The following is a 26,074-nucleotide window of genomic DNA, read 5'->3' on the forward strand; positions in this document are numbered from 1 at the left end:
TGTTCCAATCGTGTTTGAAGAGTGGTTTGTAGAAGTGAGTTCGAGTTAAATGAAAACTCCCGTTGTTGATTTGTGGCTATGTTCTCTGAGTAATTTAAATGACCAGCCAAACAATGTATCGCAGCTCAAAAAGAGACTGACAGCCGATGAGATTGCCAAAGTTGAGCGCTATCGAATGCCCTTATCTCAGACTCAAGCTTTGTATGTTCGAAACTACCTAAGAAAGGTGCTGTCTAGCTATTCTGATTTGATGCCTGAAGAGTGGCGTTTTGAATATGGTGAGAAAGGAAAGCCAAGCTTAATTGAGAAACAACAAATAGAAACCGGCCTGAATTTCAATATCAGTCATAGCAAAGAACATTTGTTAATCGCGGTTTGCCAGAGAGAAGGGAAACAAGTTCATCTGGGTGTTGATATTGAACATGCAAGAAGCTCGACCAATATCGACTCGATCATGAAGCACTATTTTTCAGATACAGAATTGACGGATTTACTTGAGCTCAGCAAAGAACAACAAAGAGAGCGTTTTTTCGATCTGTGGGCGCTGAAGGAGTCGTATATCAAAGCGACGGGCAGGGGGCTAGCGACATCGTTGCGAAGCTTTTCGTTTGATTTCTCTAACCTGACTGAACAAACACTGTCACTTCACGCCTCGGACTTTCAATCAAACTTGCAAGATGAAATTAGATTGCATGGCGGAATCAGTGTATATGCCGAAGTTGAGTTGGATGCTGCTGAACAAAGCGATATTTCTACAGCATGGCAATGTTGCTTAGGGCGATTGGATGACCAGTACCGATTTGCGGTTACGCTGGGTGGGGCGAGTCTTCCAATGCAATTAGAGATGAGAACCTTTTCGTCGTCTCATCTCTTTTAAGCTAGTTTGGTGAGATGAAGTTAGCTCGTTTCGCCAAGCATCGCTTTTAATACTTCAGCAGGCACGGGCTGCAGTTGTTTGTCTTTATCAAGGCAGACCATTTCGATATCACCAATCACCGCGGGTTTGGTTGCATCTTTACGCCACACTTCTTGTCGCCATAGCGTTTTGTATTTGCCATCGAGTTCAAAAGAGGTTCGGATGTCGCAGATTTCTGCGAACTCAACACCATCTTGAAAAGTCATGTTGGCTTTATACACCGCAAAGCCTAATCCGTGTTCATTCCACAATGTTGCCAGTTTATCGCTACCCAACACATGTTCGCGTGCACGTTCAAAGTACTTTAGAAAATTAGGGTGATAAACCACACCTGAGTGATCGGTATCTTCATAGTAAATTTGTACTGGGTGATGGTAGATCTGACTCATTGATATCAACTCTTATTAAGTAGTGGGGGTGTAAATCTGGCTAAGTTGTGCAGCACTCTACAGGATAGGTTGAAATTACTTCAAGGCATCATCGACTATCGAGCTTTTGGTCAGACCTCATTCGGCCTTATTCATTACTAATACGTTGGTCAACTCCCACCCATTTACAAATATTCTATGTGTCATTTTCCACCCATTAATATTTGCATCAGTTAGTCGATTAGAGCTTATCGATCTTAAGAAGCCTTACGGTTAAAGGCTTGTTAATGTTTTGTTTCAATGTGGCGCGCTAATTGCCTTAGTGAAAGCACGCAGTTCCCATTGATGGGCTGCTTTGTTTACTAAGGAGAATAATAATGTTTAAGCCTCTTACCCTGCTGTCTGTATCTGCTCTGGCACTCACTAGCTTCAATGCTGCCGCTAACTGTGATCCAGGTGAAATTGTGATTAAGTTCAGTCACGTAACCAATACTGATAAGCACCCGAAAGGCATTGCTGCTTCTTTACTAGAAGAGCGAGTAAACACGGAAATGAACGGCAAAGCTTGTATGCAAGTTTTCCCTAACTCAACGCTTTACGATGATAATAAGGTACTGGAAGCCCTGTTAAATGGTGATGTTCAAATGGCGGCGCCATCGCTGTCTAAATTTGAGAAGTTCACTAAGAAATACCGCATTTTTGACCTTCCTTTCCTATTTGAAGATGTAGAAGCTGTTGACCGTTTCCAAAACTCAGAGTCTGGCGAAAAGCTGAAAAATGCGATGAAGCGTCGTGGTCTACAAGGCCTAGCGTTTTGGCACAATGGCATGAAACAGATGTCGGCAAACAAACCTCTTATCAATCCTGAAGACGCGGAAGGTTTGAAATTCCGTGTTCAAGCATCAGACGTATTAGTCGCTCAGTTTGAACAACTCGGTGCTAACCCACAGAAGATGTCTTTCAAAGAAGTATACGGTGGCCTGCAAACTAAGGTTATCGATGGCCAAGAGAACACATGGTCAAACATCTACGGTAAGAAGTTCTTTGAAGTACAAGACGGCGTGACAGAAACTAACCACGGTATCCTTGATTACCTTGTAGTAACGTCGAACGACTTCTGGAAAGACCTACCTGAAGATGTACGTACGCAACTTGGCACTATCGTTCAGGAAGTGTCTGAGACACGTAATGCTGAATCTTCAAAAGTTAACCTAGCGAACAAAAACAACATCATCGAAGCTGGTGGTGAGGTTCGTACTTTGACGCCTGAACAGCGTGAAGCATGGGTAACTGCACTTCAACCAGTATGGAAGAAGTTTGAAAAAGACATCGGTTCAGATCTTATCAATGCAGCGTTAGCTTCAAACCAATAACACCGCTAAGGAGTAGCGAGCATGGTTCGCTACTCCTCATTAAAACAATTATAAGCGGAGTCAATTATGGATAATCCTCAAATGGAACAACCAAATTCTAACGAAGCAGCATTAGAGCCTTCATTTTTTTCTAAAGTCGGAAAAGTTACTGATGTGATTGAAGAGTCTTTGATTGCATTTTTCCTTGGCGCAATGACGCTACTTACCTTTGCCAATGTGGTCTTTCGATACGCATTCAACGACAACATTTTGTGGGCATTGGAACTGACGGTATTCATGTTTGCATGGATGGTGTTGGTCGGCGCTTCTTATGGCGTAAAAAAACATTTTCATATCGGCGTCGATGTCATTATTAACCTCGCGCCAGAAAAGCTAAGAAAGATCTACGCGCTGATTGCCGTGACTTGTTGTTTAGCCTTTTCAATCTTACTTCTTATCGGTTCTTGGAATTATTGGTACCCGTTCGCGACTGAACGTGCATGGTATGAAACCGACGATATTCCAATGCCTGAAATGCTGCAGTTCATGGCGGATTGGCTTAACGAAGGCGAACGATATGAAAAACTGCCTCGCTTTATTCCTTACATGGCACTGCCGATTGGTATGGCGCTACTGACTTTCCGTTTTGCTCAAGTCGCGTTCCAAATCTTAACTGGAAAACTGGACCGCATGATTGCAGGACATGAAGCAGAAGAAGAGCTGGATGCACTTAAAGCTGACGTACTAGCGGGTTCTGATGAAGACGCGACAGCGGTATTGGACTCGAACACGTCAAATAAGACGAGCGAATCGAATACAAAATCTAACGGTAAGGAAGACTAATCATGGCAATGTTATTTCTATTTTTGATGGTAATTGCGTTCATGTTGGTTGGTGTACCAATCGCGATTTCCTTGGGTTTATCGAGCGTCCTATTTTTGCTGATGCACTCTGATGCTTCTCTGGCATCCGTTGCACAAACGTTGTTTAACGCATTTGCTGGCCATTACACATTATTAGCAATCCCATTCTTTATTTTGGCCTCTAGCTTCATGTCTACGGGTGGCGTTGCAAAGCGTATTATCCGTTTTGCTATCGCGATGGTGGGCTGGTTCCGCGGCGGTTTGGCGATGGCATCGGTTGTGGCATGTATGATGTTCGCAGCGCTGTCAGGTTCTTCACCGGCTACGGTAGTGGCGATCGGTAGTATCGTTATCGCGGGTATGATCAAAAATGGCTACTCAAAAGAGTTCGCGGCAGGCGTTATCTGTAACGCGGGTACGTTAGGTATCTTGATTCCACCGTCAATCGTTATGGTGGTTTACGCAGCGGCTACCGATGTATCTGTTGGTCGTATGTTCCTAGGTGGCGTTATTCCAGGCCTGCTGGCGGGTGTGATGTTGATGATTGCTATCTACATTGCAGCACGTATTAAGAAGATTCCGGCACAGCCATTTGTAGGCTGGGGTGAGATGTTCGCAGCAGCGAAAGACGCGAGCTGGGGTTTGCTGCTGATTGTTATCATTCTAGGTGGTATCTACGGCGGTATCTTTACTCCGACAGAAGCAGCGGCAGTTGCAGCGGTTTATGCGTTCTTCATTGCTAACTTTATCTACAAAGATATGGGCCCGTTTGCGGACAAAGAGAACAAGAAACCAGCCTTGGTCAAAATCGTTCAAACCTTTGTTCATAAAGACACCAAAGATACGCTTTATGATGCAGGTAAGCTGACTATCATGTTGCTGTTTATCATTGCCAATGCTCTGATTCTTAAGCACGTGCTGACTGAAGAACGTATTCCTCAAATGATCACTGAATCTATGCTCTCTGCGGGCTTAGGACCGATTACCTTCTTGATCGTGGTGAACGTTCTGTTATTGATTGGCGGACAGTTCATGGAGCCGTCAGGCTTGCTGATCATCGTTGCTCCGCTGGTATTCCCAATCGCAATTGCACTGGGTATCGACCCAATTCACCTTGGTATCATGATGGTGGTGAACATGGAGATAGGGATGATAACCCCGCCTGTGGGGCTCAACTTGTTTGTGACCGCAGGGGTAGCGAAGATGTCGATGATGAATGTCGTAAAAGCCGCACTGCCATGGGTTGGCGTGATGTTCTTATTCTTGATTATCGTAACTTACGTGCCTTGGGTATCAACATGGTTACCAACCACCTTGATGGGGCCAGAGATCATAACCAAATAGCTGTTTGTTCTATGTGATTAGAACTGAAAAAGTCTTATTGGAATAAAAAATGAGGAGGTCATTAGACCTCCTCATCTATATTTCTACCGCGATTCGAATGAGGATTTATCTGCTCATACAGCGCTCGCTTCGCTTCTAATTCTGGTGTGTTTAAGTCGACATGCTGATCGGTGTAGTAGATACCGTCTATCTCAAACGTGTCAGTAATCGATGGTACTCTCGTTTTCTCACCCATACCTATTTCCTTATCCTATTTATTGCATAACATCCTGTTATCAAAATAAGTATAGGTGATCTTACTCCCAAATCTAATCTAGTTTTGTTCTACCTTATAAGACTCTTTCGTGAGTTGGTGTTTTTGCATCTTATCGTAGAGCGTTTTTCGTGGAAGCTGTAGCCTTTCCATAGTCTCTTTTATACTGCCATTACACTCAATAAGTGCTTGCTTTAACGTATTTTTTTCGAAATCAGAGACCAGTTCAGTGAGCGACATTTCATGGCTAGAGTCGGTGCTGTTGTCTGATAGGTTAGAAAGCTTACCTAACAACACAAAACGTTCGGCAGTATTACGTAATTCACGTACATTTCCCGGCCAATCGTGAGCTAAAAGCGCATGCAGTTCCTTTTGTGGAAGCGCAGGGGCTGTTTTCCCATAGCGAGCCGCAGCCACAAGTAAGAAGTGGTGAAAGAGTGCAGGGATGTCTTCTTGGCGGCTTCTTAGAGGCGGTAAATCCAAGGTGACGACATTGAGTCGGTAATAGAGATCTTGTCGAAAGCTCCCTTCTTCAGCCGCTTTTTTTAGGTCGACTTTGGTGGCGGCAATCACACGAATATCAAGAGGCACCAAACTATTAGATCCAACTCTCTCAATCACGCGTTCCTGTAATACACGCAGTAGGCGTATTTGTGCCTGCATCGGCATGGATTCAATTTCATCTAAGAACAGGGTGCCGCCCTGAGCAAATTCGAATTTACCAACGCGTTTGCTTTCAGCGCCGGTAAACGCGCCTTTCTCATGACCATACAGTTCGCTTTCAATCAGGCTCTCAGGAACGGCACCGCAATTGACGGCAACAAAGTTGTGTTCTCGACGACTGCTCGGTTCATGCAGAGAGCGTGCGACCAACTCTTTGCCCGTACCGGTTTCACCGAAAAGCAAAATATCAGCGTTGGTGTCTGCAACATGAGTGATGACCGAACGGAGCTCAGTCATGGATTGTGTATCACCAATGATTCTCGGACCAAGCGCTTGGCTCGCTTTGAGAGAGCGTTTTAGTTCAAGGTTTTCGAGGGTCAGTTGACGTTTTTCAATTGCGCGTTTGGTGGTTTCTATTAGGCGTTCGTTGGCGAACGGTTTCTCAATGAAATCATAGGCGCCATCTTGAATGGCTTGCACCGCCATGGAGATGTCACCGTGACCAGTGATCATGATGACTGGGAGTTCTTTATCTTTGTGCATCAGGGTATTGAGCAGGTCATGCCCTGATATACCTGGCAAGCAAATGTCAGTGATGATGACATGTGGAAGGCCATCCGCTTGGATAGCGAGCAAAGCGGATTCTGCATCTGGAAAGAATTCAGCATCGATATCAGCAAGTTCAAAACTCTGCTCGATGGCCATTCTTAAATCGGATTCATCATCAATGAAATAGACGTGACACATAGTTATTCCTTTAATCTTTTATTCTTATTATTGGTGAGCGTGTAATGGTTTACTTAGCGACTAATCTGATTCTTTTGTTGGAACGATGGGTAACTCGATACTAAATCGAGCGCCGCCTTGTGGGCTGACTCCGGTTAACAGCTTTCCGTTAATTCCGCTGATTATTTGTTGAGAAATCGACAGCCCTAACCCAAGCCCGTTCTTCTTGGTGGTATGGAAAGGTTCGAAAAAGTCGCCATTCGAAGGTGAAGAGAACCCCGGACCATTGTCATCGATATGAATAAGCAGTGTACTCGTTGTGTCTGCGCTTGGTGGTCGTATCTCCAGCAAGATGGACAATTGCTTATCGTCTTGCTGCTCCATTGCTTGAATGGCATTGGTCAGCAAGTTAATGACAACTTGTTCCAGTTGGATAGCATTGGCGACCACACGAACATCAAAGGTATCGGGTAGCTCATTGATTTTAACTCTCTCACTCTTGAGTTGAGGTTTCATCAGTTCCTTTGAAGAATGAAGAACCGGTAAAATTTGTAACGTGTGTAGCTCTTCTGCGGTCGATTTCTTGGCAAAAGAGCGAAGTTGGTGACTGATTTTAGCCATTCGATCGGTGAGCGCTGAGATCCGCGACAAGTTGTCATCAACACGGTCGGTCTTTTCTTTGGCGAGAAAAAGTCGGCCATTGTCTGCATAACTGCGAATAGCCGCTAACGGGTTATTCAGCTCATGACTGATACTTGCAGACATCTGCCCCAGAACGGCCAATTTTGCGGCTTGTATGAGTTCATCTTGGGTTTGTCTGAGCACGCGCTCTGTTTCGATACGTTGCTTGATCTCTATATGAAGTTCAGAGGTTCTTTCGAGCACTTGAAATTCAAGTTTTTGGTTCGCTTCAGACTGCAACCTGTCGATCTGAGCACGCCTTTGCTGGCGATGCGTATTGAGTTGTATCGCCAGATAAATAATGGCGAACACTAAGCTCAGGACTACAAGGTAGGCGATCAAATCCCACCAGACTAAGTGGGTAGGGGAAAAGACTCTGACGGTCAATCTAGGATCGGATAAGAAGCGCGAAGAGGTGAAGAACTGCTCCTTGACCAATTGATGAGGTGACTTAATGCTGCTGGTGGCGCTTTCTAAATCGCCCGAAAAATGCAGACTCTCGATGTTGGTATCTAGGTATTGCTGGCTTTCTTTAATGCGAGAACGTTGTTCTTCGTCCAAAGGCTGAAGGCTTTTGAACAGCCATTCCGGGTTACTCGACATGAAAACAATTTGGTCTTTATCGTCAGCGACAAAAAAGCTCTGCTTGCCTTTCCAACTGGCTTCAATCAGAGATAGATCCATCTTTACGACGATAACCCCAATAATTTCAGCGGCATAAGAGACTGGGTAAGAGTAATAGTAACCACGCTTTCCTGAGGTTGAACCTAATGCAAAGTATTGGTTTTCATGACCCAGAATAGCTTGTTGGAAATAGGGGCGAAAAGCAAAATTACGTCCAACAAAAGAGCGCTGTTGATTCCAATTACTGGCTGCAATCGTGGTGCCGATACTATCGAGTAAATATGTGTCTGATGCTTGAATAACCGTGTTTACATGGCGTAGGTAGCGATTCGTGAGTTCAATTTGCGCTGAGTTGCGGGGTGAATGCAGGGCATCAATCAATTCTTTGTCTTTTGATAATAGCTCTGGAATGTGCGCGAATTTGTCGAGTTGGCTCGAAATATGGACCGAAAAGCGGTCGAGTTTGGATTGATGATCATTTAACAAACTTTGATGGCTGGTGCTCCATACCCAGTGGCCACCGACAATCATCAACAAGCTATAAGTGATCAACAATAAAACAGGCACTCTTAAAGCTTGAAACATGGTGGATCTCCACTAAATCTGGTCAAAATCAACAAGCCTGCATTCTTTTGTTTATGACCGTAAATAATGGTTATTTGTACGGAAATTTAGGAGTTAGCAGCTCAGAATAGGTTAAGGCCTTGTAATGGAGATTGTTGAAAAAGTTATCGACTCTGAGGGGTAAAACAAGAGCAAGATCTCTTTTTAAGGTTTTTAGCAAAAAAAGCCCTCCATTCCCTTGAAAAAGTCGCTATTGTCCCCATTTCTGATGTGCTAAGTGATGATTTGATCGTTTTTGTATCATTTAGTTGGACGAATTTAGAGCATTCATCATCAACCAGAGGTGAACGGCTCGACAGAGATTAAACAGATCGCTAGAATGTCGCGTCTAAAATTTCTGTCCTGAGGCTAATCGGAGATACCTTTCTTGTTTCTGAAAACAAGCTTTATTGCGTTTTAATCGACGCGTGAAGAACGAAGATATCGCTGATTAGTCTGGTGTTTGGTTGAATAATCAATTCAGACATCAATGCTCAATTTTAAATTAGGTGTTCGGATAGAGCACTACACAAGGATGCAGCCAACAACGTCGGCTTTGAATAAAAGCTAAGTTACGGCTCATATGCTCAGATTACTGAGCCAGTTTTGAGGTTTATATAATGCAAGTTACTGTTGAAACGCTAGAAGGCCTAGAGCGCCGTCTTAATATTACTGTTCCTGCTGCTAACATCGAAGATGCAGTTACAGCTGAACTACGCAACATCGCGAAAAACCGTCGTTTCGATGGTTTCCGTAAAGGCAAAGTGCCAATGAAGATGGTTGCTAAAATGTACGGCCAAGCAGTACGTCAAGACGTGATGGGCGAAGTAATGCAACGTCACTTCATCGAAGCGATCGTTAAAGAGAAAATCAACCCAGCTGGCGCACCTACTTTCGCACCAGTTGAAAACAACGAAGGCGCTGACCTAGTATTCAACGCAACTTTTGAAGTTTACCCAGAAGTTGAGCTGAAAGGTCTAGAAAACATCACTGTTGAGAAACCAGCAGTAGAAGTTAAAGAAGCTGACGTTGAAGAGATGATCGAAACTCTACGTAAGCAACAAGCAACTTGGACTGAAGTTGAAACTGCAGCTGACGCTGGTTCTCGTGCAACTATCGACTTCGTTGGTTCTATCGACGGTGAAGAGTTTGAAGGCGGCAAAGCTGAGAACTTCCCACTAGAGATGGGTGCTGGTCGCATGATCCCTGGTTTTGAAGACGGTATCGTTGGTAAAACAACAGGTATGGAATTTGAAATCGAAGTAAACTTCCCAGAAGATTACCACGCAGAAAACCTAAAAGGTAAAGCTGCTAAGTTCGCAATCAAGATCAACAAAGTTGAAGCTCGTGAACTTCCAGAACTAAACGAAGAATTCGTTTCTAAGTTTGGCGCTGCTGACGGTGTTGAAGGTCTTAAAGCTGAAGTTCGTAAGAACATGGAGCGTGAGCTTAAGCAAGCTGTTAAGAACCGCATCAAAGAGCAAGCAATCGACGGTCTAGTTAACGAAAACAACATCGACGTACCTTCTGCTCTTATCGATCAAGAGATCGGTGTTCTTCGTCAACAAGCTGCTCAACGTTTTGGTGGCAACACTGAAGCTGCTGACCAACTTCCACGTGAGCTGTTCGAAGAGCAAGCTAAACGTCGCGTAGTTGTAGGTCTTCTTCTTGGTGAAGTAATCAAGACTGAAGAACTAAAAGCTGACGACGAGAAAGTTAAAGCTATCATCCAAGAGATGGCTACAGCATACGAAGATCCAACTGAAGTTATTGCTTACTACGAGCAAAACGAGCAAATGATGAACAACATGCGCAATGTAGCTCTAGAAGAGCAAGCTATTGATGCAATCATCGCTAAAGCTCAAGTTTCTGATAAAGAAGTTAGCTTCAACGAGCTAATGAATCAGCAACCTGCTTAATATAGTAATATCTGACGTAGAAGGTTGACGTACGGTCAACAATTCTGCTAACAATGGTCCGTATGATTTAATCATTCGGGCCATTTATTTTAGGGACATAAGAATATGAGCTACCAAGAAAAAAATACAATGCCATCGATTATGGACGCACTAGTTCCTATGGTGGTTGAACAGACTTCCCGTGGTGAACGTTCTTACGATATTTATTCTCGTCTATTAAAAGAACGTATCATTTTCTTAACAGGTCAAGTGGAAGACCACATGGCAAATCTTGTCGTGGCTCAACTGCTTTTCTTGGAATCAGAAAACCCAGACAAAGATATCTATCTTTACATCAACTCACCTGGCGGTAGCGTAACAGCAGGCATGTCTATCTACGACACAATGCAGTTCATCAAGCCAAACGTGAGCACAGTATGTATGGGTCAAGCTTGCTCTATGGGTGCATTTTTACTAGCGGGTGGTACTCCAGGTAAGCGTCACGTGCTTCCAAACTCACGTGTAATGATTCACCAGCCACTTGGCGGCTTCCAAGGCCAAGCGTCTGATATTCAAATTCACGCGCAAGAGATCCTAACGATCAAGCAAAAGCTGAACAAACTATTGGCAGAGCATACAGGTCAGCCTCTAGAAGTTGTTGAGCGTGATACAGATCGTGACAATTTCATGTCTGCTGATCAAGCAGTAGAATACGGCTTAGTGGATTCAGTTCTTAATCACCGCGGTCAATAATTGCACGGCAATTGTTTAACGCAAAGTGATTCAAATTGATATACACTCAAGCATAGAGAGTAAAGGCTAAGAGGTTAGCGAATGACAGATAAAAGCAAAGAGGGTGGTAGCGGTAAACTGCTTTACTGCTCTTTCTGTGGCAAAAGCCAACACGAAGTTCGCAAGTTAATCGCAGGTCCTTCTGTTTACATTTGTGATGAATGTGTCGATCTTTGTAACGACATTATTCGTGAAGAAATTAAAGATGTTCTTCCTAAGAAAGAATCGGAATCGCTGCCAACGCCGCGTGAGATTCGTGAGCATCTTGACGACTATGTAATCGGTCAAGAATACGCGAAAAAAGTGCTAGCAGTTGCGGTATACAACCACTACAAGCGTTTGCGTAATGGTGACACGACAGCTGAAGGCGTAGAGCTAGGTAAGAGTAACATTCTTCTTATCGGTCCTACTGGTAGTGGTAAGACGCTACTGGCTGAAACACTGGCTCGTTTCCTAGACGTTCCATTCACAATGGCAGATGCAACAACACTAACCGAAGCCGGTTACGTGGGCGAAGATGTTGAAAACATCATCCAGAAGTTGCTTCAGAAGTGTGATTATGACGTAGCGAAAGCGGAACGCGGCATTGTTTACATCGATGAAATCGATAAGATTTCTCGTAAAGCTGAAAACCCATCAATCACGCGTGACGTGTCTGGTGAAGGTGTACAGCAAGCTCTGCTAAAACTTGTTGAAGGTACAGTTGCTTCAGTTCCACCTCAAGGTGGTCGTAAGCATCCACAGCAAGAGTTCTTGCAAGTGGACACGTCTAAGATCCTATTTATTTGTGGCGGAGCATTCTCTGGCCTAGATAAAGTGATTGAACAACGTGTAGAAAAAGGTTCGAGCATTGGTTTTGGCGCAGAAGTGCGTTCAAAAGACGAAGCAAAAACTGTGGGTGAACTGTTCACTCAAGTTGAACCTGAAGATCTTGTGAAGTACGGTCTAATTCCGGAATTCATTGGTCGTCTACCCGTGACAACGACATTGACAGAACTTGACGAAGAAGCTCTAGTTCAAATTCTTTGTGAACCGAAGAATGCGCTTACTAAGCAGTACGCAGCATTATTTGAAATCGAAGATACTGAATTAGAATTCCGCGAAGATGCGCTACGTGCGATTGCTAAGAAAGCAATGGAACGTAAAACGGGTGCTCGTGGTCTGCGTTCTATCTTGGAGGGTGTTCTACTAGAAACTATGTACGAACTGCCATCTTCGACAGATGTAAGCAAGGTTGTGATTGATGAGTCGGTAATTAATGGTGAGTCAGAACCACTATTGATTTACAGTAACTCAGATAACCAAGCCGCGGTTGCAGAGTAGGTCTTTTTTAGACAAGTCACTCAAATTGAAAAAGGAGGTAAGCAATTACCTCCTTTTTTTTATTCTTCCATTGAATCCAGTCGTTTAAGCCCCATATACTGCTTTATAAGTTAAAGCGGAAGAGAGAAATATATGAACTTGGAACGTTCCGAGCGTATCGAAATCCCCGTGCTACCTCTACGTGATGTAGTGGTTTACCCACACATGGTTATTCCATTGTTTGTCGGTCGTGAAAAATCGATTACTTGCCTTGAATCGGCAATGGAAGCTAACAAACAAGTACTACTTGTAGCGCAGAAAGAAGCGGACACTGATGAGCCTTCAATCGAAGACCTATTTAATGTAGGTACCGTTGCTACCATTCTTCAGTTACTTAAGCTCCCTGACGGTACTGTAAAAGTACTTGTTGAAGGTCAGCAGCGTGCAAAAATTCACCAATTTAAAGAAAGTGAATTTTTCCTAGCGGATGCCGAATACGTTGTAACCTCAGAACTTGACGAAAAAGAACAAGAAGTGGTTGTTCGCAGCGCGATCAATCAATTCGAAGGCTTTATTAAGCTAAACAAAAAAATCCCACCAGAAGTTCTAACGTCTCTGAACGGTATTGATGAGGCTGCACGCCTAGCCGATACGATTGCAGCGCACATGCCACTTAAGTTGGTAGATAAGCAGCACGTTCTAGAAATTGCAGATGTGACTGAACGTCTGGAATTCTTAATGGGCCAAATGGAGTCAGAAATTGACATCCTGCAAGTTGAAAAACGCATTCGTGGCCGCGTTAAGAAGCAGATGGAGAAATCTCAGCGCGAGTACTACCTGAATGAGCAAATGAAAGCGATTCAGAAAGAACTGGGCGAGATGGATGACGCACCTGATGAATTCGAGACTCTGAAGAAGAAGATCGAAGATTCAAAAATGCCTCAAGAAGCTCGTGAAAAAACCGAGCAAGAACTACAAAAACTGAAAATGATGTCGCCAATGTCTGCTGAAGCAACAGTAGTACGTAGCTACATCGATTGGATGGTTGGTGTTCCTTGGGCTAAGCGTTCAAAAGTTAAGAAGAATTTAGCGAAAGCGGAAGAGGTCTTGAATGAAGACCACTACGGCTTAGAGCGTGTTAAAGAACGTATTCTTGAATACTTGGCAGTACAAAACCGAATTAACAAGCTAAAAGGTCCAATTCTTTGTCTTGTTGGTCCTCCTGGTGTAGGTAAAACCTCTCTAGGTCGCTCGATTGCCGCTGCAACGGGCCGTAAGTACACTCGTATGGCTCTAGGTGGCGTACGTGACGAAGCGGAAATCCGCGGTCACCGTCGTACTTACATCGGTTCACTTCCGGGTAAACTGATCCAGAAGATGTCTAAAGTTGGTGTTAAGAACCCACTGTTCCTATTAGATGAAATCGATAAGATGTCGTCTGATATGCGTGGCGACCCATCTTCAGCGCTTCTAGAAGTGCTCGATCCAGAGCAAAACGTTGCATTCAACGATCACTACTTAGAAGTCGATTATGACCTGTCAGATGTGATGTTTGTCGCAACATCTAACTCAATGGACATTCCTGGCCCGTTACTGGACCGTATGGAAGTGATTCGTCTGTCGGGTTACACAGAAGATGAAAAGCTCAACATTGCTAAGAGCCATTTACTGGACAAACAAGTTCAACGTAACGGTCTTAAGCCTCATGAGATTAATATCGAAGATTCAGCAATCGTCGGCATTATTCGTTATTACACGCGTGAAGCGGGTGTACGTAACCTAGAACGTGAAATCTCTAAGATCTGCCGTAAAGCAGTTAAGAATATCCTGCTAGACAGCAGCCTTAAGTCTGTAACGGTTAACATTGATAACCTGAAAGAGTACTTGGGTGTTCAACGTCATGACTTCGGCAAGGCGGATGAGAGTAACCGTATCGGTCAAGTGACTGGTTTAGCGTGGACTCAAGTTGGCGGCGACCTACTGACTATCGAAACTGAATCAATGCCAGGTAAAGGTAAGCTAACGCAAACCGGTTCTCTTGGTGATGTGATGAAAGAATCGATTCAAGCGGCAATGACTGTGGTTCGTTCTCGTGCGGAAAATCTGGGTATTAATTCAGATTTCTACGAGAAGCGTGACATTCACGTTCACGTACCTGAAGGTGCAACACCAAAAGATGGCCCAAGTGCGGGTATCGCAATGTGTACTGCACTTGTTTCTAGCTTAACGGGTAACCCTGTGAAAGCTGAAGTGGGTATGACAGGTGAAATTACCCTACGTGGTGAAGTTTTACCTATCGGTGGCTTGAAAGAAAAACTGCTTGCTGCACACCGTGGTGGCATCAAAACTGTCTTGATTCCAAAAGACAATGAGCGCGATTTGGAAGAGATTCCAGACAATGTTATTGCTGACTTACAAGTGATCCCAGTCCAGTGGATTGATGAAGTACTTAAAGTCGCGCTAGAACGAGATCCGTCAGGGGTCGAGTTTGACGTGAAAAAATAGTGATGCGTAGCAAAAACTAGTAAAGAATTACGCTGATAGGCTCGAAAAGGCTTGTCAGCGTTTTTTTTGGACGCTAAGTTATTCCACTAAAGCGGCAATCCCTTTTGTAATAAGGCTTGCGGCTAAATTAAAACCAAAAATGGAACGTACAGTCATCGAGAAGTAGTCACAGATGACACATAGGGGAAAAACAGTGAATAAAACACAACTAGTAGAATCAATCGCAGAAAACGCAGACATCTCTAAAGCTTCAGCTGGCCGCGCTCTAGACGCTTTCATCGAAGCAGTTGGCACAACGCTACAATCAGGTGACCAAGTGGCACTTGTAGGCTTTGGTACTTTCAGTGTTCGTACTCGTGCTGCTCGTACAGGTCGTAACCCAAAAACTGGTGAAGAGATCCAAATCGCAGAAGCTAAAGTACCAGGCTTCAAAGCGGGTAAAGCACTTAAAGACGCATGTAACTAATTTTTGTTGCTGAAACCTCGAATTTTGCGAGGGGAAGGCAGTAATATGCGTTTACTGTTTGAAAAATGATGTTTCATTCTTAGACAGTATGTGTGCAAAGCACATTGAACTTATTTAAATTATGCGCATCCTACTGATGCGCATTTCTTTTTCTGATAATATCGCGTGAATAGATTTTTATTTTGAAGCCAATGCTTCATATCCGGAGAGCACTTAAATTATGATGGATCGATTACGCGAAGGCGTGAATAGCATCGCGGTAAAAATTATCCTTGGGTTGATTATCCTGTCATTCGTATTCGCAGGTGTAGGCAGCTACATCACCGGTGGCGGTAACAACGCAGCAGCTAAAGTTGGCAATACAGAAATCGCTCGTGGTGAGTTCGAACAGGCTTACCAAAACGAACGTAATCGCATGCAGTCTCAACTAGGCGATTACTTTGCTCAAATGCTTGCAGACCCTGCATACGTAGAGTCTTTCCGTAAATCAGTTCTTGATCGCATGATCAATGACGTTCTACTTGAGCAGCAAGCTGAGTCTCTAGGTCTACGAATCAGTGACACTCAAATCCGTACCATGATTCTAGAAATGCCTCAATTCCAAACGGCTGGTCAATTCGACCAAGAAGTTTACCAATCGGCATTACGTCGTGCAGGTTTCAGTGCAGAAAGCTTCGCTGAATACATGCGTCGTGATCTAATGCGCAACCAGCTTGTTACTGCTCTACAAGGCAGCGAATTCGTTCTTCAAGGTGAGATCGATACGCAAAGCAAGCTTATTGCTCAAACTCGTGACATTCGTACAGTGACTCTTTCTGTTGCTGACCTAGCGAAAGACATCGAGTTAACTGACGAACAGATCGAACAGTACTACACTGAGAACCCAGCAGCTTACACTCGTCCAGAGCAAGCTAAGGTGTCTTACATCGAGCTTTCTGCTGAAGCACTTAAGTCTCAGCTTGAAGTTAGCGATGAAGAAGCTCAGAAATACTACCAAGAGCACCTAGACAAGTACTCAACTGAAGAGCAACGTAAAGTTAGCCACATTCTAGTTCAAGGCGATGACGAGGCGAAAGCTCAGTCTATCCTAGACGAACTAAATGCAGGCGCTGATTTTGCTACGCTAGCGGAAGAGAAATCTGACGACTTCGGTAGTGCAGATGTTGGCGGTGACCTAGGTTGGATTGAACGTGATGTTATGGACCCAGCATTCGAAGATGCGGCTTTCGCTCTTGAGAATATTGGCGATACTACTGGCCTAGTTAAATCTGATTTCGGCTACCACATCATCAAGCTAGACGAACTAAAAGCATCTCAAGCTCAGCCTTACACTGAAGTAGCGGCAGAGATTAAGACTGAGCTTCTAGACCAACACGCAGTTGATCAGTTCTACGAGCAACAAACTGAACTTGAAAAAGTAGCGTTTGAATTCCCAGATTCTCTAGACGACTCTGCAGAAGCTATCAATGCGAAAATCACGACGACTGATTTCATCTCTCAAGCTGACGCACCAGAAGTTCTGATGACGCCTGCAGTAATGCAAGCTATCTTGAGCCCTGAAGTGAAAGAAGACGGTCTGAACTCTGAAGTTATCGAAGTTGCACCTGAGCACGTGATTGTTGTTCGTGTAGAAGAGACTCGTGACGAAACAGTTCTTCCGCTAGCTGAAGTGAAAGATCAAGTTGTCGCTGCACTGTCTGCGGTACAAGCAGAGCAACAAGCGGTTGAGCTTGGTGTATCTCTTGTTAACGAACTTAAGCAAGGTGACGAAGCGGTACTTTCAGACAACAACCTTGAGTTCACTGAACTTGAAACGATTGACCGTAACTCTCCACTTGCAGCTTCTGTGTTCGCACTATCGAAACCAGAAGAAGGCCAAGCGGTATTTGGTCAATCTAAAGACCAAGACGGTAACATCGTAGTTGTTGAGCTTTCTAAAGTGACGGCTGAAATCAACCCAGCTTACAGCACTCAAATCGGTGCTCAGTTAGAGCGTGTTGGTAACCAACAAGATCTAACTAACGTATTAAACGTACTACGCAAAAATGCAGACGTTGAATACTACGTAGTGGGTCAAGGTCAGTAAGCTCAGGTTAGCTTGAGTTAGCTTAGCTCGGTAGTTAAGACTGTTTGGTGACTGACTGCCGAGAATCAACATGCGATGGTTGTTGCTTTGCAAATTAGGTTTATTCGATAAATCAGATTTGTGAGCTAACAAACAAGCTGATGAAAATAAGATGTATAACAAAGCGGGTCACTTCGGTGACCCGCTTTGTTTTTATCTGGCGTTCGTGTTATCTGCAGCGGTAAATGCATAAGTTACCTTTTTTGTACAAAGGAACGGTTTATGCGCGCGATATATTCAACACTACTTCTTTCATTTCTTATTACCCTGAGCTCTGCAGTGTTTGCTGATAGCCCAACTAAAGCTGAGCTATACGATGGCATTGAGATCACGGTAAACATCAACACAGCGACAGCAGAAGAGCTATCAGCCTTATTAGTAGGTGTGGGCGATAAGAAAGCAAAAGAGATTGTTGATTACAGAGAGAAGAACGGTGAGTTTGCCACTGCTGACAGTTTGGTGAACGTGAAAGGAATTGGTGAGGCCACGGTCGAAAAGAACCGCGAAAGAATTCAGCTTTGATTCGTTTTTCTATCCGTTATAAATAACACGACAGCCATGAAGCCTCCAGCCAGTGCACCTGCTAGGTGGGCTTCAATGGCGACACGAGCATTAATCAGTTCGCCAGTCGTGCTAGAAGGGCCAACAAGCTGCTCCCAGGCTATTTTAGCGATTAATCCTAACACCAACAGCCAACTAGAATTCCTGCCGTTTAACGCTTCTCTGAGTGCGAATAAACCAAATAGCCCATGTAAAGTTCCCGATAAGCCAACATAGATTTGAATACTCGACAGCAACAGAGAGAATCCAGTGACTAAACTAATGAAAAGCAATGCGCTGAGCAGTTGTTTTTTATTAGGTTGGAACAGATAACTGATGATCCATAAGCCGGCTAGATTCATAAGCAGGTGTGAGTAGTTGGTATGTGAAAAGTTTCCTGTTAGGATCCGCCACCATTGCCCCTCGGCAATCGCATTGCTATCCCATACGACCCAAGCTTGTATTGGCTCAAATTGGAATAAGACGCATAAAAGTGAAGTGAAAATTAAAACAGGGTACACATTAAATCCATGTCTCGTTATTGCCCCCAATGCAGCAAGGCTTTGAAAGCTTGTATTTGTCAGTGGGTTACACCACTCGAATCGAATGTTGAGCTTATCATTCTTCAGCACCCATCAGAAGAGCATCGCCCAATGGGAACTGCACGTATTCTCTCTTTATCCCTAAAAAACAGCGTGACGCTTGTGGGTGAAGATTTTTCAGAGAATACACAACTTAATGAGTTACTGGCTGATGAGCATTATCAACACGTGATCTTGTACCCCAGCGAACATTCTGTTTCTGTTGAGTCTGCAACATGCCCAAGTAAAAAGCTGCGTGTAATTTTATTGGATGGCACATGGAAGAAGGCGTTTAAAATGTGGCAGGTATCGAGTAACTTGCACGCGCTACAAACTGTTCACTTACCCAAAGATCTCAAAGGTAATTACCGAATCCGCAAAGCGCCAAGTGAAAACAGCCTTTCGACTGTAGAGGCGGGTTATCACCTGTTGAGCTTGTTAGAAAATGACCGAGACTTTAGCCCTTTGCTAACGGCATTTGATCAGATGATTCAGTTTCAGATCAATCATATGCCGCCGGGCGTGTTTGAGAAAAACTACTTAGATTAAGATTAAGATTAAGGTTAAGCCGTTTCCCTAGCACAAGTCAGAAATTAAAACTCAGTATGAGCCGAGAACAGTTGCTGATGCATTTTTTGTGCAAGGTCATCGGTCATTGATGAGATGTAATCGGCGATCACGCGCATCTTTCTCGATTCATCGTCATGCTGTAGCCATTGTTTCTTGATTGGCAGTGGCAACAAACGTTCAGGATCGGCGCTGAATGCTTCAAACATATCCATGATGATCTGCTGACCTTTGTATTCGATCACCTGAACCTGTGGAACTTGGATTACAAACTCGCTGACAAAGCGCTTTAGCCTATCCAATGTGGCATCCATACTCGGCTCAAGAAAAGCGTTATAAGCCAGCAGCACGTTCTCAAATTCTGTATCAACGGGCTTGATAGAGATACTGGTGAGTAGCGCGTTAACTATCCCACCTATCGCATCTTTTCTACGATACTGCTCACCCGAAAAAAGCATTTCAGTAATCGAATCTAAATGCTCATAAATCCAAGGGTCAGCCACCTCTTTCAATTGAGGGTAAGCCGATTCAACCCATTGTGCTTTGGTGACAGAACCAAGCACAATTGCATCTTCCAAATCATGTACCCCATAAGCGATGTCATCAGCCAGTTCCATGATCGAACAGTCGAGTGATTTGTACTTAGTTTTATTGTGCTCAAGTGGTTCGGTATGCGACTTTCTTTTCTTCTTCAGAAGCTGTTGGTCGTTGTCTGAAAGTGGCTCAAGTACCCAGTTGAACAACTCTTCATCATGATCGTAGATCCCTTTCGCTGGCATCCAATCTTTGGCGCGCAGTTGTCGCTGGTGCTTAACGGGTTTATGTTGAGATTGTGAGTGGACCTCGCTGAGTAGCGATGGGTATTTGATCAAACCGAGTAGGGTGCGTCTTGATAGGTTCATTCCATGATGTTCGGTATAGGGTTCTAACTGAGTCACTATTCGGAACGTCTGAGCATTGCCTTCAAAGCCACCGTGATCTCGCATCATATAGTTCAATGCGACTTCACCACCGTGTCCATAAGGTGGGTGGCCAATGTCGTGAGCCAGACACAGTGAATCGATCAAACTGTCTGACGGCAACAAATCGCGAAACTCGGGTTGTTTTTTCTTTAGCTGAGCGACAATCCCCGTACCAAGTTGAGCTGCTTCTAGTGAGTGCGTTAATCGGGTACGGTGAAAATCATTGACTGTGGTGCCATGCACTTGCGTTTTCGCTTGTAGACGACGAAACGCTGCTGAGTGAAGTACGCGAGCACGATCGCGTTGATATGGACTACGGTGATCGTCTCTTCTGATCTTATGCTCATCGTTGTTTCGATCTTGCCATTCTTGCTCGAGTACAAATGGTGGTTCGATTGGAGAAGTCAAAATAGCACCTATCAAATTGATTTTATTTAGATAATTACACTCAACTTATACCTAGCTAGCTGATTTCGTCTAGTGATAATTCGAAACTGGGGGCAAATGTCGTCAGAAAGTAATCCATTTCCGGACTTTTGCGTTGTGATAGCGTCTCTTCAAGCCTGCGTTTGGCCTGTTCGTATTCGTGGTTCCCAGCGCTGAGTTCTTCCAAGCATTTGAGGTAAGCACAGATAGTATCGGCTTGTTTGACGATGCTTTGTTCTTCTTTGTTTGCTGTTCCGGATATTAAGAAGGGCGCGAAATCGTCTTGGAATTCTTCCGGCAACATAGAGAGTAACCTTTGTTCTGCTGCGGCCTCGATTTTCTTATATTCCAGAGCAATGTCCGGGTTGTAGTATTTAACCGGAGTTGGCAAATCTCCTGTCAGTACCTCACTGGTGTCATGGTACATACCGAGCAAGGCAATGTGCTCGGGGTTGAGCTGACCATCAAACTTCTTATTTTTGATAAGCGCCAAGGCGTGTGCGACGAAAGCCACTTGTAGGCTGTGTTCTGAAATGTTTTCGCTTGAGATTGAACGCATCAGCGGCCAACGTTGGATAAGCTTCATGCGTGCTAGATGGGCAAAGAAATGGCTCTGTTTCATAATCGTCCTTATAGTACCAATCGTAGTAAATAACTGGTCATCCTAGCTTGTTAAAAAACTCGATAACTATGTTAGAATTTTTGATTGTAGAATAACTACTTACCAAAAAAATCTGCCTTGTTCTCAAGCTTTTTCACTACGCTATTTCTGAACACTTACTTACTGTGATTGGTATAAACAATACTCCACTCGTACCTTGTGTTTGCCACAAACTGCACGAGACAGCGGATATAAAAAAGGCTCCTAAACAGGAGCCTTTTAAGCATAGAAGTGATTGATTACAAGTTAAAGTCTTTTAAAACAGCAAATTGTAGTCATAACTCTTGGTGTTAATTAAGCCTCGGTGAGGTCGTCTTGACTGTAAGTCTGTAAGAAGCGTTCAAGACGGCCAATGGCCACTTCAAGGTCTTCAATATGTGGCAAAGTCACAATACGGAAGTGATCCGGTTTCGGCCAGTTGAAGCCAGTACCTTGAACCAATAGCACCTTTTCTTGCTTAAGGAAGTCGAGCACAAACTTCTGATCGTCTTTGATGTTGTACATGTTGGTGTCAATCTTAGGGAACAGATACATAGCGCCCTTAGGTTTCACGCAAGAGACACCTGGAATCTTGTTGATCAGTTCCCATGCTCGGTCACGTTGCTCAAGTAAGCGACCGCCGGGCAGCAACAGTTCGTTGATACTTTGATAGCCACCCAGTGCAGTTTGGATTGCATGCTGCATAGGTACGTTGGCACACAAACGCATCGAGGCGAGCATCTCTAATCCTTCGACATAGCCTTTCGCAATATGCTTTGGACCGGTTAAGAACATCCAACCACCACGGAAACCACATACACGGTAAGCTTTAGATAGGCCGTTGAACGTGACCATTAATACGTCTTCAGCAAGCGTTGCAACTGAAGTGTGTACCGCACCGTCGTAAAGTACTTTGTCGTAGATCTCATCGGCAAAAATGATCAGGTCATTCTCACGAGCGATCTCAACCACTTTAAGTAAGAAGTCGCGACTATAAACAGCGCCCGTTGGGTTGTTTGGGTTGATCAGTACAATGCCGCGCGTCTTTGGTGAAATCTTCGCGCGCATGTCGTCTAGATCTGGATACCAATCAGCATCTTCATCACACATGTAGTGAACCGGTGTGCCACCAGAAAGCGCAACAGACGCAGTCCACAATGGGTAGTCGGGAGCGGGAACTAAGATTTCATCACCGTTATCCAGTAGCGCTTGCATAGACATAACGATAAGCTCTGATGCGCCGTTACCAATGTAAACGTCTTCTACATCAAGGTTACGTAGACCTTTTTTCTGGTAGTGCTGAACAACCGCTTTACGGGCTGAATAGATGCCTTTTGAGTCACAGTAACCTTGAGATGTCGGTAGGTTACGGATTACGTCAACAAGGATTTCATCAGGGGCGTCAAAACCAAATGGGGCGGGGTTACCGATATTAAGCTTCAGTATTTTATGCCCTTCTTCTTCCATGCGCTTAGCATGTTTGAGTACAGGTCCCCTGATTTCGTAGCATACGCTGTTGAGTTTTGACGACATCCCGATATTTTGCATTGCCGATTTCCTGAAATTAATTTAAATACTTTATTAAAGTACCGCAAAACGGGGTTTGATAGAATAAAAATCTGATGAATGTCGCATTTCAGTGTCACGTTTGGTCTTTTTGTTGTCACTCTTTTCTAAATTTTAATTAATCGCTTTCTTTGTTATTAGCTAAGATGAATAAAGAGGCTGGATTGCTTAAAATCACACGAATGTTCAAAAGATATAGTACATTCTTGATCTAAGTGGGTGCTGCCCATAAAGTATCAAACTAATATAATAATAATTTAGATGTGAACGAGGTCGATTTGTCACATTTCCAGCAAACTATCTCCGCTTTGATTGAGCGAGTACAAAATGCCCAAGCAAGTGAAGTTCGTTGTGTTGAAGTTCTAACGCAAAAACCATCGTTTGCATTTATAGAATGGCTTCATGCTCAACCGCTCTTTCCAAAGTTCTATTGGCAGTCACGCGACACTCGTGAAGAAGTGGTCGCGCTCGGTCAACTGCACACTTTCTCCGATCCTGCTCCCGCGTATGCCATTCTTGGTGAAGACCAACGAATTTGGGGTGGACGTTCATTTGACGGACATACCGCAAAGAACCGCCGTTGCATGGAATCGTTTTTCTTCCTTCCTCAGGTTGAATTAATTCGCTTTGATGACACTTGGTCGCTAGCGGTTAATTTGTCTCCTGATCGCGTTGCTTCCATTAATGCTTTGAATAAGCTTTCTGTAGAAGCGGCGATATTGGCTCCTTTGTCGGCGCATATTGAGCAGATTAACCACGTTCCAGAACGAGAACAGTGGGGCAATTTGGTTGATAAAGTACTTCAGGGCATCAGCGACGAAGAATATAAGAAAGTCGTATTAGCTCGTAAAACCACATTGCAATTGGATGCGCCAATCTGCGCGGCTCAGTTGCTCAAGGCTAGCTACTTGCAAAACCATCACAGCTTTCACTTTATGTTGGTATTGGATTCCAAACACAGCTTTATCGGCTCAACGCCAGAGCGCTTGTACAGCCGATACGGCACTGAGCTTGATACTGAAGCGCTAGCGGGAACCATTGGTCGCGGAGAAAACGCGACAGAAGATATGGAGTTAGCTAACTGGCTTTCTCAAGACAGTAAAAACCTCAATGAAAACCAATATGTGGTCGACGATATCATTGAGCGTCTCACTCCTCATTCTCAAACGGTCCACGTTGAAAAAGAGGCGCGACTTGTGCGTTTGCGTAAGGTGCAGCACCTCAAGCGTAATATTCACGCTAAACTCAATACTGGCGTTAACGGTGTCCAGTTGCTTGCGTCATTACAACCAACAGCTGCCGTTGCGGGATTACCTCGTAAAGAAGCGATGGATTTCATACTTGAACATGAACCGTTTGCGAGAGGCTGGTATGCCGGCTCTGTTGGTTATATCAGCCATCAACGCGCCGAATTCTGTGTCGCGATTCGTAGTGCCTTGGTTGTAAACGATCAAGTACAACTGTTCGCGGGTGCGGGGATCGTGCCGGGATCCGTTGCTGAACATGAGTGGCAAGAGTTGAACAAGAAGATGTCGACTCTGCTCAGCCTAATTTCAGATCACCCACCGCTGGGTGTGGCGTCATGAACCACGACCAAGCCGTATTAAATAGAGTTTGGTGTCACACATTACTTGAAGAACTAGCCCGCAGCGGCGTTGAACATGTTTGTGTTGCACCGGGCTCGCGCTCAACACCATTAACACTTGAAGCTGAAGCCAATCCCAAACTGACACTGCACACGCACTTTGATGAGCGTGGGCTTGGCTTTCTCGCGTTAGGTTTGGCAAAAGCCAGTGATAAGCCAGTTGCAGTGATTGTGACCTCTGGTACTGCTGTCGCAAACCTTCTTCCTGCGACGGCTGAATCTGGGCTGACACGAGAAAAACTGATCTTGCTGACCTCCGATCGACCAATTGATTTAGTCGACTGTGGTGCTAACCAAGCGATTCAGCAGCAGGGTATCTTTTCTTCCCATGTTGAAAGTGCTTTAAATTTACCAAGCCCGAGTACACAAGTTTCTTTGAACTGGCTTCTGACATCAGTTGATAACGTGCTGGCGAAACAACGTAATGTTGGTGGTGCTATTCATATCAATTGTCCGTTCCCAGAACCTCTATATTCTGCGAATAGCGCGGAAATGTATGCGGAATACACCTCCAGTGTCGCTGGGTGGAAGTCGGGAATAGGTTGTTACAGCCAAACGTTTTTACCTAATCAAGTGAACACACAACCCATCGCTCCAGGTGAGTATCTTGGACGTAAGGGTGTGGTTATTCTCGGTTCGCTAGATATTGAACAAGCGACAAAAGCTCAGCAGTTTGCCACTGCATTAGGCTGGCCAGTTTTTTGCGACCCTCAATCAGGAGTCACAAGTGATTGGAAACATTATGATCTGTGGATGCAGAGTGGTGTAGCGAAAGAACAACTTAAACAATGTGATTTCATCCTTCAGTTCGGTGAACGCATTGTTTCTAAGCGCCTTAATCACTGGATAAAGTCGCAAGCATCATCATTCTGCTCATCACAATACATTGTTGTGTCACCGGACTCGCACCGAATCAACCAAGATCATCTGCCTCAAACCCATATCGTTGCTGATATCGAGTCATGGGTGTCAGAGCAGCATTTACCTACCTTGTTAGGTCAGCATGCAGGTTGGGCGGCACCTTTGGTAGAAATCGCGAATACGGTTCAACAATTAGCGTTGGCGCAAATATCCAATAATGACCAACTGACCGAGTTGAGCGTTGCAGTTGACTTGTCGACTAGACTTAAAGACAGAGAGCTATTTGTGGGAAATAGTTTGATGGTAAGGCTGGTGGATATGCTGTCATCAATATCTGCGAATCAAGTTTACAGTAATCGTGGCGCATCGGGCATTGATGGCTTGGTGGCGACGGCTGCGGGCGTGGTAAAAGCCAACAAGAACCCTTTGATGATGTTGATTGGCGATACCTCTTTGCTTTACGACCTCAACTCACTGGCTCTGCTTACTCACAATCTAACGCCGATGGTTATTGTTGTGACCAACAATGATGGCGGTGCAATCTTTGACTTGTTGCCCGTTCCTGAGCAACAAAAACAATCTCTATATCAAATGCCCCATGGTTTCGGTTTTGAACATGCCACTGCACAATTCCAGCTTGGTTATGCGGCGCCAGAAACTTTGAATTGCTATCAAACGATTATCGAACAACATTTCGAACAGGGTCAGGGTACCTTGCTCGTTGAAGTTAAGACGCCTCCCGAACAAGCGTCTACTTTGCTGAAACAATTCAGTTCAATGCTCACCGAGGCATTAGCCTAAGGAC

The 26,074-nt window shown here is 44.4% G+C and carries 22 protein-coding genes and 1 pseudogene; 15 read left to right on the forward strand and 8 right to left on the reverse strand.

Annotated features, from left to right (window positions below; genetic code table 11):
- The first annotated feature begins 49 nt into the window (after nucleotides 1-49).
- Nucleotides 50-877, forward strand: coding sequence for a 4'-phosphopantetheinyl transferase family protein (locus tag BCT49_RS11515; RefSeq protein ID WP_102435318.1), 828 nt, complete (start codon nucleotides 50-52; stop codon nucleotides 875-877).
- Nucleotides 878-897: 20 nt separating this feature from the next.
- Here BCT49_RS11515 and BCT49_RS11520 read toward each other — a convergent pair whose 3' ends face one another.
- Nucleotides 898-1,305 (reverse strand): thioesterase family protein, encoded by a 408-nt coding sequence (locus BCT49_RS11520; RefSeq protein WP_009847292.1) that lies wholly within the window; start codon nucleotides 1,303-1,305, stop codon nucleotides 898-900.
- A gap of 356 nt (nucleotides 1,306-1,661) precedes the next feature.
- Between BCT49_RS11520 and BCT49_RS11525 the strand changes: the two genes are divergently transcribed.
- The 3 genes from BCT49_RS11525 (at nucleotide 1,662) to BCT49_RS11535 (ending at nucleotide 4,843) form a co-directional block, all read left to right on the forward strand.
- The gene (locus BCT49_RS11525) at nucleotides 1,662-2,657 is read left to right on the forward strand and encodes a TRAP transporter substrate-binding protein (protein ID WP_102435319.1); all 996 of its coding nucleotides are present in this window, start codon (nucleotides 1,662-1,664) and stop codon (nucleotides 2,655-2,657) included.
- Nucleotides 2,658-2,723: 66 nt separating this feature from the next.
- A complete protein-coding gene (locus BCT49_RS11530) occupies nucleotides 2,724-3,479 on the forward strand; it encodes a TRAP transporter small permease (RefSeq protein WP_192890198.1) in 756 nt (251 codons plus the stop codon).
- A gap of 2 nt (nucleotides 3,480-3,481) precedes the next feature.
- Nucleotides 3,482-4,843: a TRAP transporter large permease gene (locus tag BCT49_RS11535; protein ID WP_102350267.1), complete on the forward strand. Its 1,362-nt coding sequence runs from the start codon at nucleotides 3,482-3,484 to the stop codon at nucleotides 4,841-4,843.
- A 61-nt stretch (nucleotides 4,844-4,904) separates the two neighbouring features.
- Here the strand turns inward: BCT49_RS11535 and BCT49_RS25830 are convergent, their stop codons facing one another.
- From BCT49_RS25830 to BCT49_RS11545, 3 genes are all read right to left on the reverse strand, one after another.
- Nucleotides 4,905-5,078, reverse strand: coding sequence for a hypothetical protein (locus BCT49_RS25830; protein ID WP_198595847.1), 174 nt, complete (start codon nucleotides 5,076-5,078; stop codon nucleotides 4,905-4,907).
- Between the two features lie 78 nt (nucleotides 5,079-5,156).
- The gene (locus BCT49_RS11540) at nucleotides 5,157-6,506 is read right to left on the reverse strand and encodes a sigma-54-dependent transcriptional regulator (protein ID WP_102435321.1); all 1,350 of its coding nucleotides are present in this window, start codon (nucleotides 6,504-6,506) and stop codon (nucleotides 5,157-5,159) included.
- A gap of 60 nt (nucleotides 6,507-6,566) precedes the next feature.
- Nucleotides 6,567-8,375 (reverse strand): sensor histidine kinase, encoded by a 1,809-nt coding sequence (locus BCT49_RS11545; protein WP_102435322.1) that lies wholly within the window; start codon nucleotides 8,373-8,375, stop codon nucleotides 6,567-6,569.
- A 162-nt stretch (nucleotides 8,376-8,537) separates the two neighbouring features.
- On the opposite strand from BCT49_RS11545, the pseudogene BCT49_RS26345 reads away from it, so the two are divergent.
- The 8 genes and pseudogenes from BCT49_RS26345 to BCT49_RS11585 form a co-directional block, all read left to right on the forward strand.
- A pseudogene (locus BCT49_RS26345) lies at nucleotides 8,538-8,720 on the forward strand (hypothetical protein); the annotation flags it as partial.
- 293 nt (nucleotides 8,721-9,013) lie between these two features.
- Complete coding sequence (gene tig / locus BCT49_RS11555; RefSeq protein WP_102435323.1) at nucleotides 9,014-10,312, forward strand: trigger factor; 1,299 nt, start codon at nucleotides 9,014-9,016, stop codon at nucleotides 10,310-10,312.
- Nucleotides 10,313-10,417: 105 nt separating this feature from the next.
- Nucleotides 10,418-11,044, forward strand: coding sequence for an ATP-dependent Clp endopeptidase proteolytic subunit ClpP (gene clpP, locus BCT49_RS11560; RefSeq protein WP_004736080.1), 627 nt, complete (start codon nucleotides 10,418-10,420; stop codon nucleotides 11,042-11,044).
- An 81-nt stretch (nucleotides 11,045-11,125) separates the two neighbouring features.
- Nucleotides 11,126-12,406, forward strand: coding sequence for an ATP-dependent protease ATP-binding subunit ClpX (gene clpX, locus BCT49_RS11565; protein ID WP_017110086.1), 1,281 nt, complete (start codon nucleotides 11,126-11,128; stop codon nucleotides 12,404-12,406).
- Between the two features lie 132 nt (nucleotides 12,407-12,538).
- Nucleotides 12,539-14,890, forward strand: a complete 2,352-nt coding sequence (gene lon, locus BCT49_RS11570) for an endopeptidase La (RefSeq protein WP_017110085.1) — start codon at nucleotides 12,539-12,541, stop codon at nucleotides 14,888-14,890.
- A gap of 172 nt (nucleotides 14,891-15,062) precedes the next feature.
- Nucleotides 15,063-15,356: an HU family DNA-binding protein gene (locus BCT49_RS11575; protein WP_012604504.1), complete on the forward strand. Its 294-nt coding sequence runs from the start codon at nucleotides 15,063-15,065 to the stop codon at nucleotides 15,354-15,356.
- Nucleotides 15,357-15,576: 220 nt separating this feature from the next.
- Nucleotides 15,577-17,442: a peptidylprolyl isomerase gene (ppiD, locus tag BCT49_RS11580; protein WP_102435324.1), complete on the forward strand. Its 1,866-nt coding sequence runs from the start codon at nucleotides 15,577-15,579 to the stop codon at nucleotides 17,440-17,442.
- Nucleotides 17,443-17,703: 261 nt separating this feature from the next.
- Nucleotides 17,704-18,003, forward strand: a complete 300-nt coding sequence (locus tag BCT49_RS11585) for a ComEA family DNA-binding protein (protein ID WP_102351290.1) — start codon at nucleotides 17,704-17,706, stop codon at nucleotides 18,001-18,003.
- Here the strand turns inward: BCT49_RS11585 and rrtA are convergent.
- Nucleotides 17,994-18,542 carry a rhombosortase gene (gene rrtA, locus BCT49_RS11590; protein WP_102435325.1) on the reverse strand — a complete coding sequence of 183 codons (549 nt, stop codon included), beginning with the start codon at nucleotides 18,540-18,542 and terminating at the stop codon, nucleotides 17,994-17,996. The genes BCT49_RS11585 and rrtA overlap by 10 nt on opposite strands.
- A gap of 9 nt (nucleotides 18,543-18,551) precedes the next feature.
- Here rrtA and BCT49_RS11595 point away from each other — a divergent pair, with 9 nt between their 5' ends.
- The gene (locus BCT49_RS11595; protein ID WP_102435326.1) at nucleotides 18,552-19,151 is read left to right on the forward strand and encodes a tRNA-uridine aminocarboxypropyltransferase; all 600 of its coding nucleotides are present in this window, start codon (nucleotides 18,552-18,554) and stop codon (nucleotides 19,149-19,151) included.
- A gap of 44 nt (nucleotides 19,152-19,195) precedes the next feature.
- Here BCT49_RS11595 and BCT49_RS11600 read toward each other — a convergent pair whose 3' ends face one another.
- The 3 genes from BCT49_RS11600 to BCT49_RS11610 form a co-directional block, all read right to left on the reverse strand.
- Entirely contained in the window at nucleotides 19,196-20,539 is a 1,344-nt protein-coding gene (locus BCT49_RS11600; protein WP_102435327.1) for an anti-phage deoxyguanosine triphosphatase, read from the reverse strand.
- 55 nt (nucleotides 20,540-20,594) lie between these two features.
- Complete coding sequence (yfbR, locus tag BCT49_RS11605; RefSeq protein ID WP_102308149.1) at nucleotides 20,595-21,179, reverse strand: 5'-deoxynucleotidase; 585 nt, start codon at nucleotides 21,177-21,179, stop codon at nucleotides 20,595-20,597.
- Between the two features lie 333 nt (nucleotides 21,180-21,512).
- Complete coding sequence (locus tag BCT49_RS11610) at nucleotides 21,513-22,745, reverse strand: pyridoxal phosphate-dependent aminotransferase (RefSeq protein WP_102435328.1); 1,233 nt, start codon at nucleotides 22,743-22,745, stop codon at nucleotides 21,513-21,515.
- 296 nt (nucleotides 22,746-23,041) lie between these two features.
- Between BCT49_RS11610 and BCT49_RS11615 the strand changes: the two genes are divergently transcribed.
- Entirely contained in the window at nucleotides 23,042-24,349 is a 1,308-nt protein-coding gene (locus BCT49_RS11615) for an isochorismate synthase (protein WP_102435329.1), read from the forward strand.
- On the forward strand, nucleotides 24,346-26,070 hold the full coding sequence (gene menD, locus BCT49_RS11620; protein ID WP_102435330.1) for a 2-succinyl-5-enolpyruvyl-6-hydroxy-3-cyclohexene-1-carboxylic-acid synthase: 1,725 nt from the start codon (nucleotides 24,346-24,348) through the stop codon (nucleotides 26,068-26,070). The genes BCT49_RS11615 and menD overlap by 4 nt, the downstream gene beginning before the upstream one ends.
- Nucleotides 26,071-26,074: the final 4 nt, after the last annotated feature.

Origin of the sequence: Vibrio lentus, assembly GCF_002875945.1 — a bacterium.
GTDB lineage: Bacteria > Pseudomonadota > Gammaproteobacteria > Enterobacterales > Vibrionaceae > Vibrio > Vibrio apostichopi.

Excerpts from the sequence above, each read along its gene's own strand:
- BCT49_RS11515 (WP_102435318.1), top strand. The coding sequence starts at position 50 with ATGAAAACTCCCGTTGTTGATTTGTGGCTATGTTCTCTGAGTAATTTA.
- BCT49_RS11520 (WP_009847292.1), bottom strand. The coding sequence starts at position 1,305 with ATGAGTCAGATCTACCATCACCCAGTACAAATTTACTATGAAGATACC.
- BCT49_RS11525 (WP_102435319.1), top strand. The coding sequence starts at position 1,662 with ATGTTTAAGCCTCTTACCCTGCTGTCTGTATCTGCTCTGGCACTCACT.
- BCT49_RS11530 (WP_192890198.1), top strand. The coding sequence starts at position 2,724 with ATGGATAATCCTCAAATGGAACAACCAAATTCTAACGAAGCAGCATTA.
- BCT49_RS11535 (WP_102350267.1), top strand. The coding sequence starts at position 3,482 with ATGGCAATGTTATTTCTATTTTTGATGGTAATTGCGTTCATGTTGGTT.
- BCT49_RS25830 (WP_198595847.1), bottom strand. The coding sequence starts at position 5,078 with ATGGGTGAGAAAACGAGAGTACCATCGATTACTGACACGTTTGAGATA.
- BCT49_RS11540 (WP_102435321.1), bottom strand. The coding sequence starts at position 6,506 with ATGTGTCACGTCTATTTCATTGATGATGAATCCGATTTAAGAATGGCC.
- BCT49_RS11545 (WP_102435322.1), bottom strand. The coding sequence starts at position 8,375 with ATGTTTCAAGCTTTAAGAGTGCCTGTTTTATTGTTGATCACTTATAGC.
- tig (WP_102435323.1), top strand. The coding sequence starts at position 9,014 with ATGCAAGTTACTGTTGAAACGCTAGAAGGCCTAGAGCGCCGTCTTAAT.
- clpP (WP_004736080.1), top strand. The coding sequence starts at position 10,418 with ATGAGCTACCAAGAAAAAAATACAATGCCATCGATTATGGACGCACTA.
- clpX (WP_017110086.1), top strand. The coding sequence starts at position 11,126 with ATGACAGATAAAAGCAAAGAGGGTGGTAGCGGTAAACTGCTTTACTGC.
- lon (WP_017110085.1), top strand. The coding sequence starts at position 12,539 with ATGAACTTGGAACGTTCCGAGCGTATCGAAATCCCCGTGCTACCTCTA.
- BCT49_RS11575 (WP_012604504.1), top strand. The coding sequence starts at position 15,063 with ATGACACATAGGGGAAAAACAGTGAATAAAACACAACTAGTAGAATCA.
- ppiD (WP_102435324.1), top strand. The coding sequence starts at position 15,577 with ATGATGGATCGATTACGCGAAGGCGTGAATAGCATCGCGGTAAAAATT.
- BCT49_RS11585 (WP_102351290.1), top strand. The coding sequence starts at position 17,704 with ATGCGCGCGATATATTCAACACTACTTCTTTCATTTCTTATTACCCTG.
- BCT49_RS11595 (WP_102435326.1), top strand. The coding sequence starts at position 18,552 with ATGTCTCGTTATTGCCCCCAATGCAGCAAGGCTTTGAAAGCTTGTATT.
- yfbR (WP_102308149.1), bottom strand. The coding sequence starts at position 21,179 with ATGAAACAGAGCCATTTCTTTGCCCATCTAGCACGCATGAAGCTTATC.
- BCT49_RS11610 (WP_102435328.1), bottom strand. The coding sequence starts at position 22,745 with ATGCAAAATATCGGGATGTCGTCAAAACTCAACAGCGTATGCTACGAA.
- menD (WP_102435330.1), top strand. The coding sequence starts at position 24,346 with ATGAACCACGACCAAGCCGTATTAAATAGAGTTTGGTGTCACACATTA.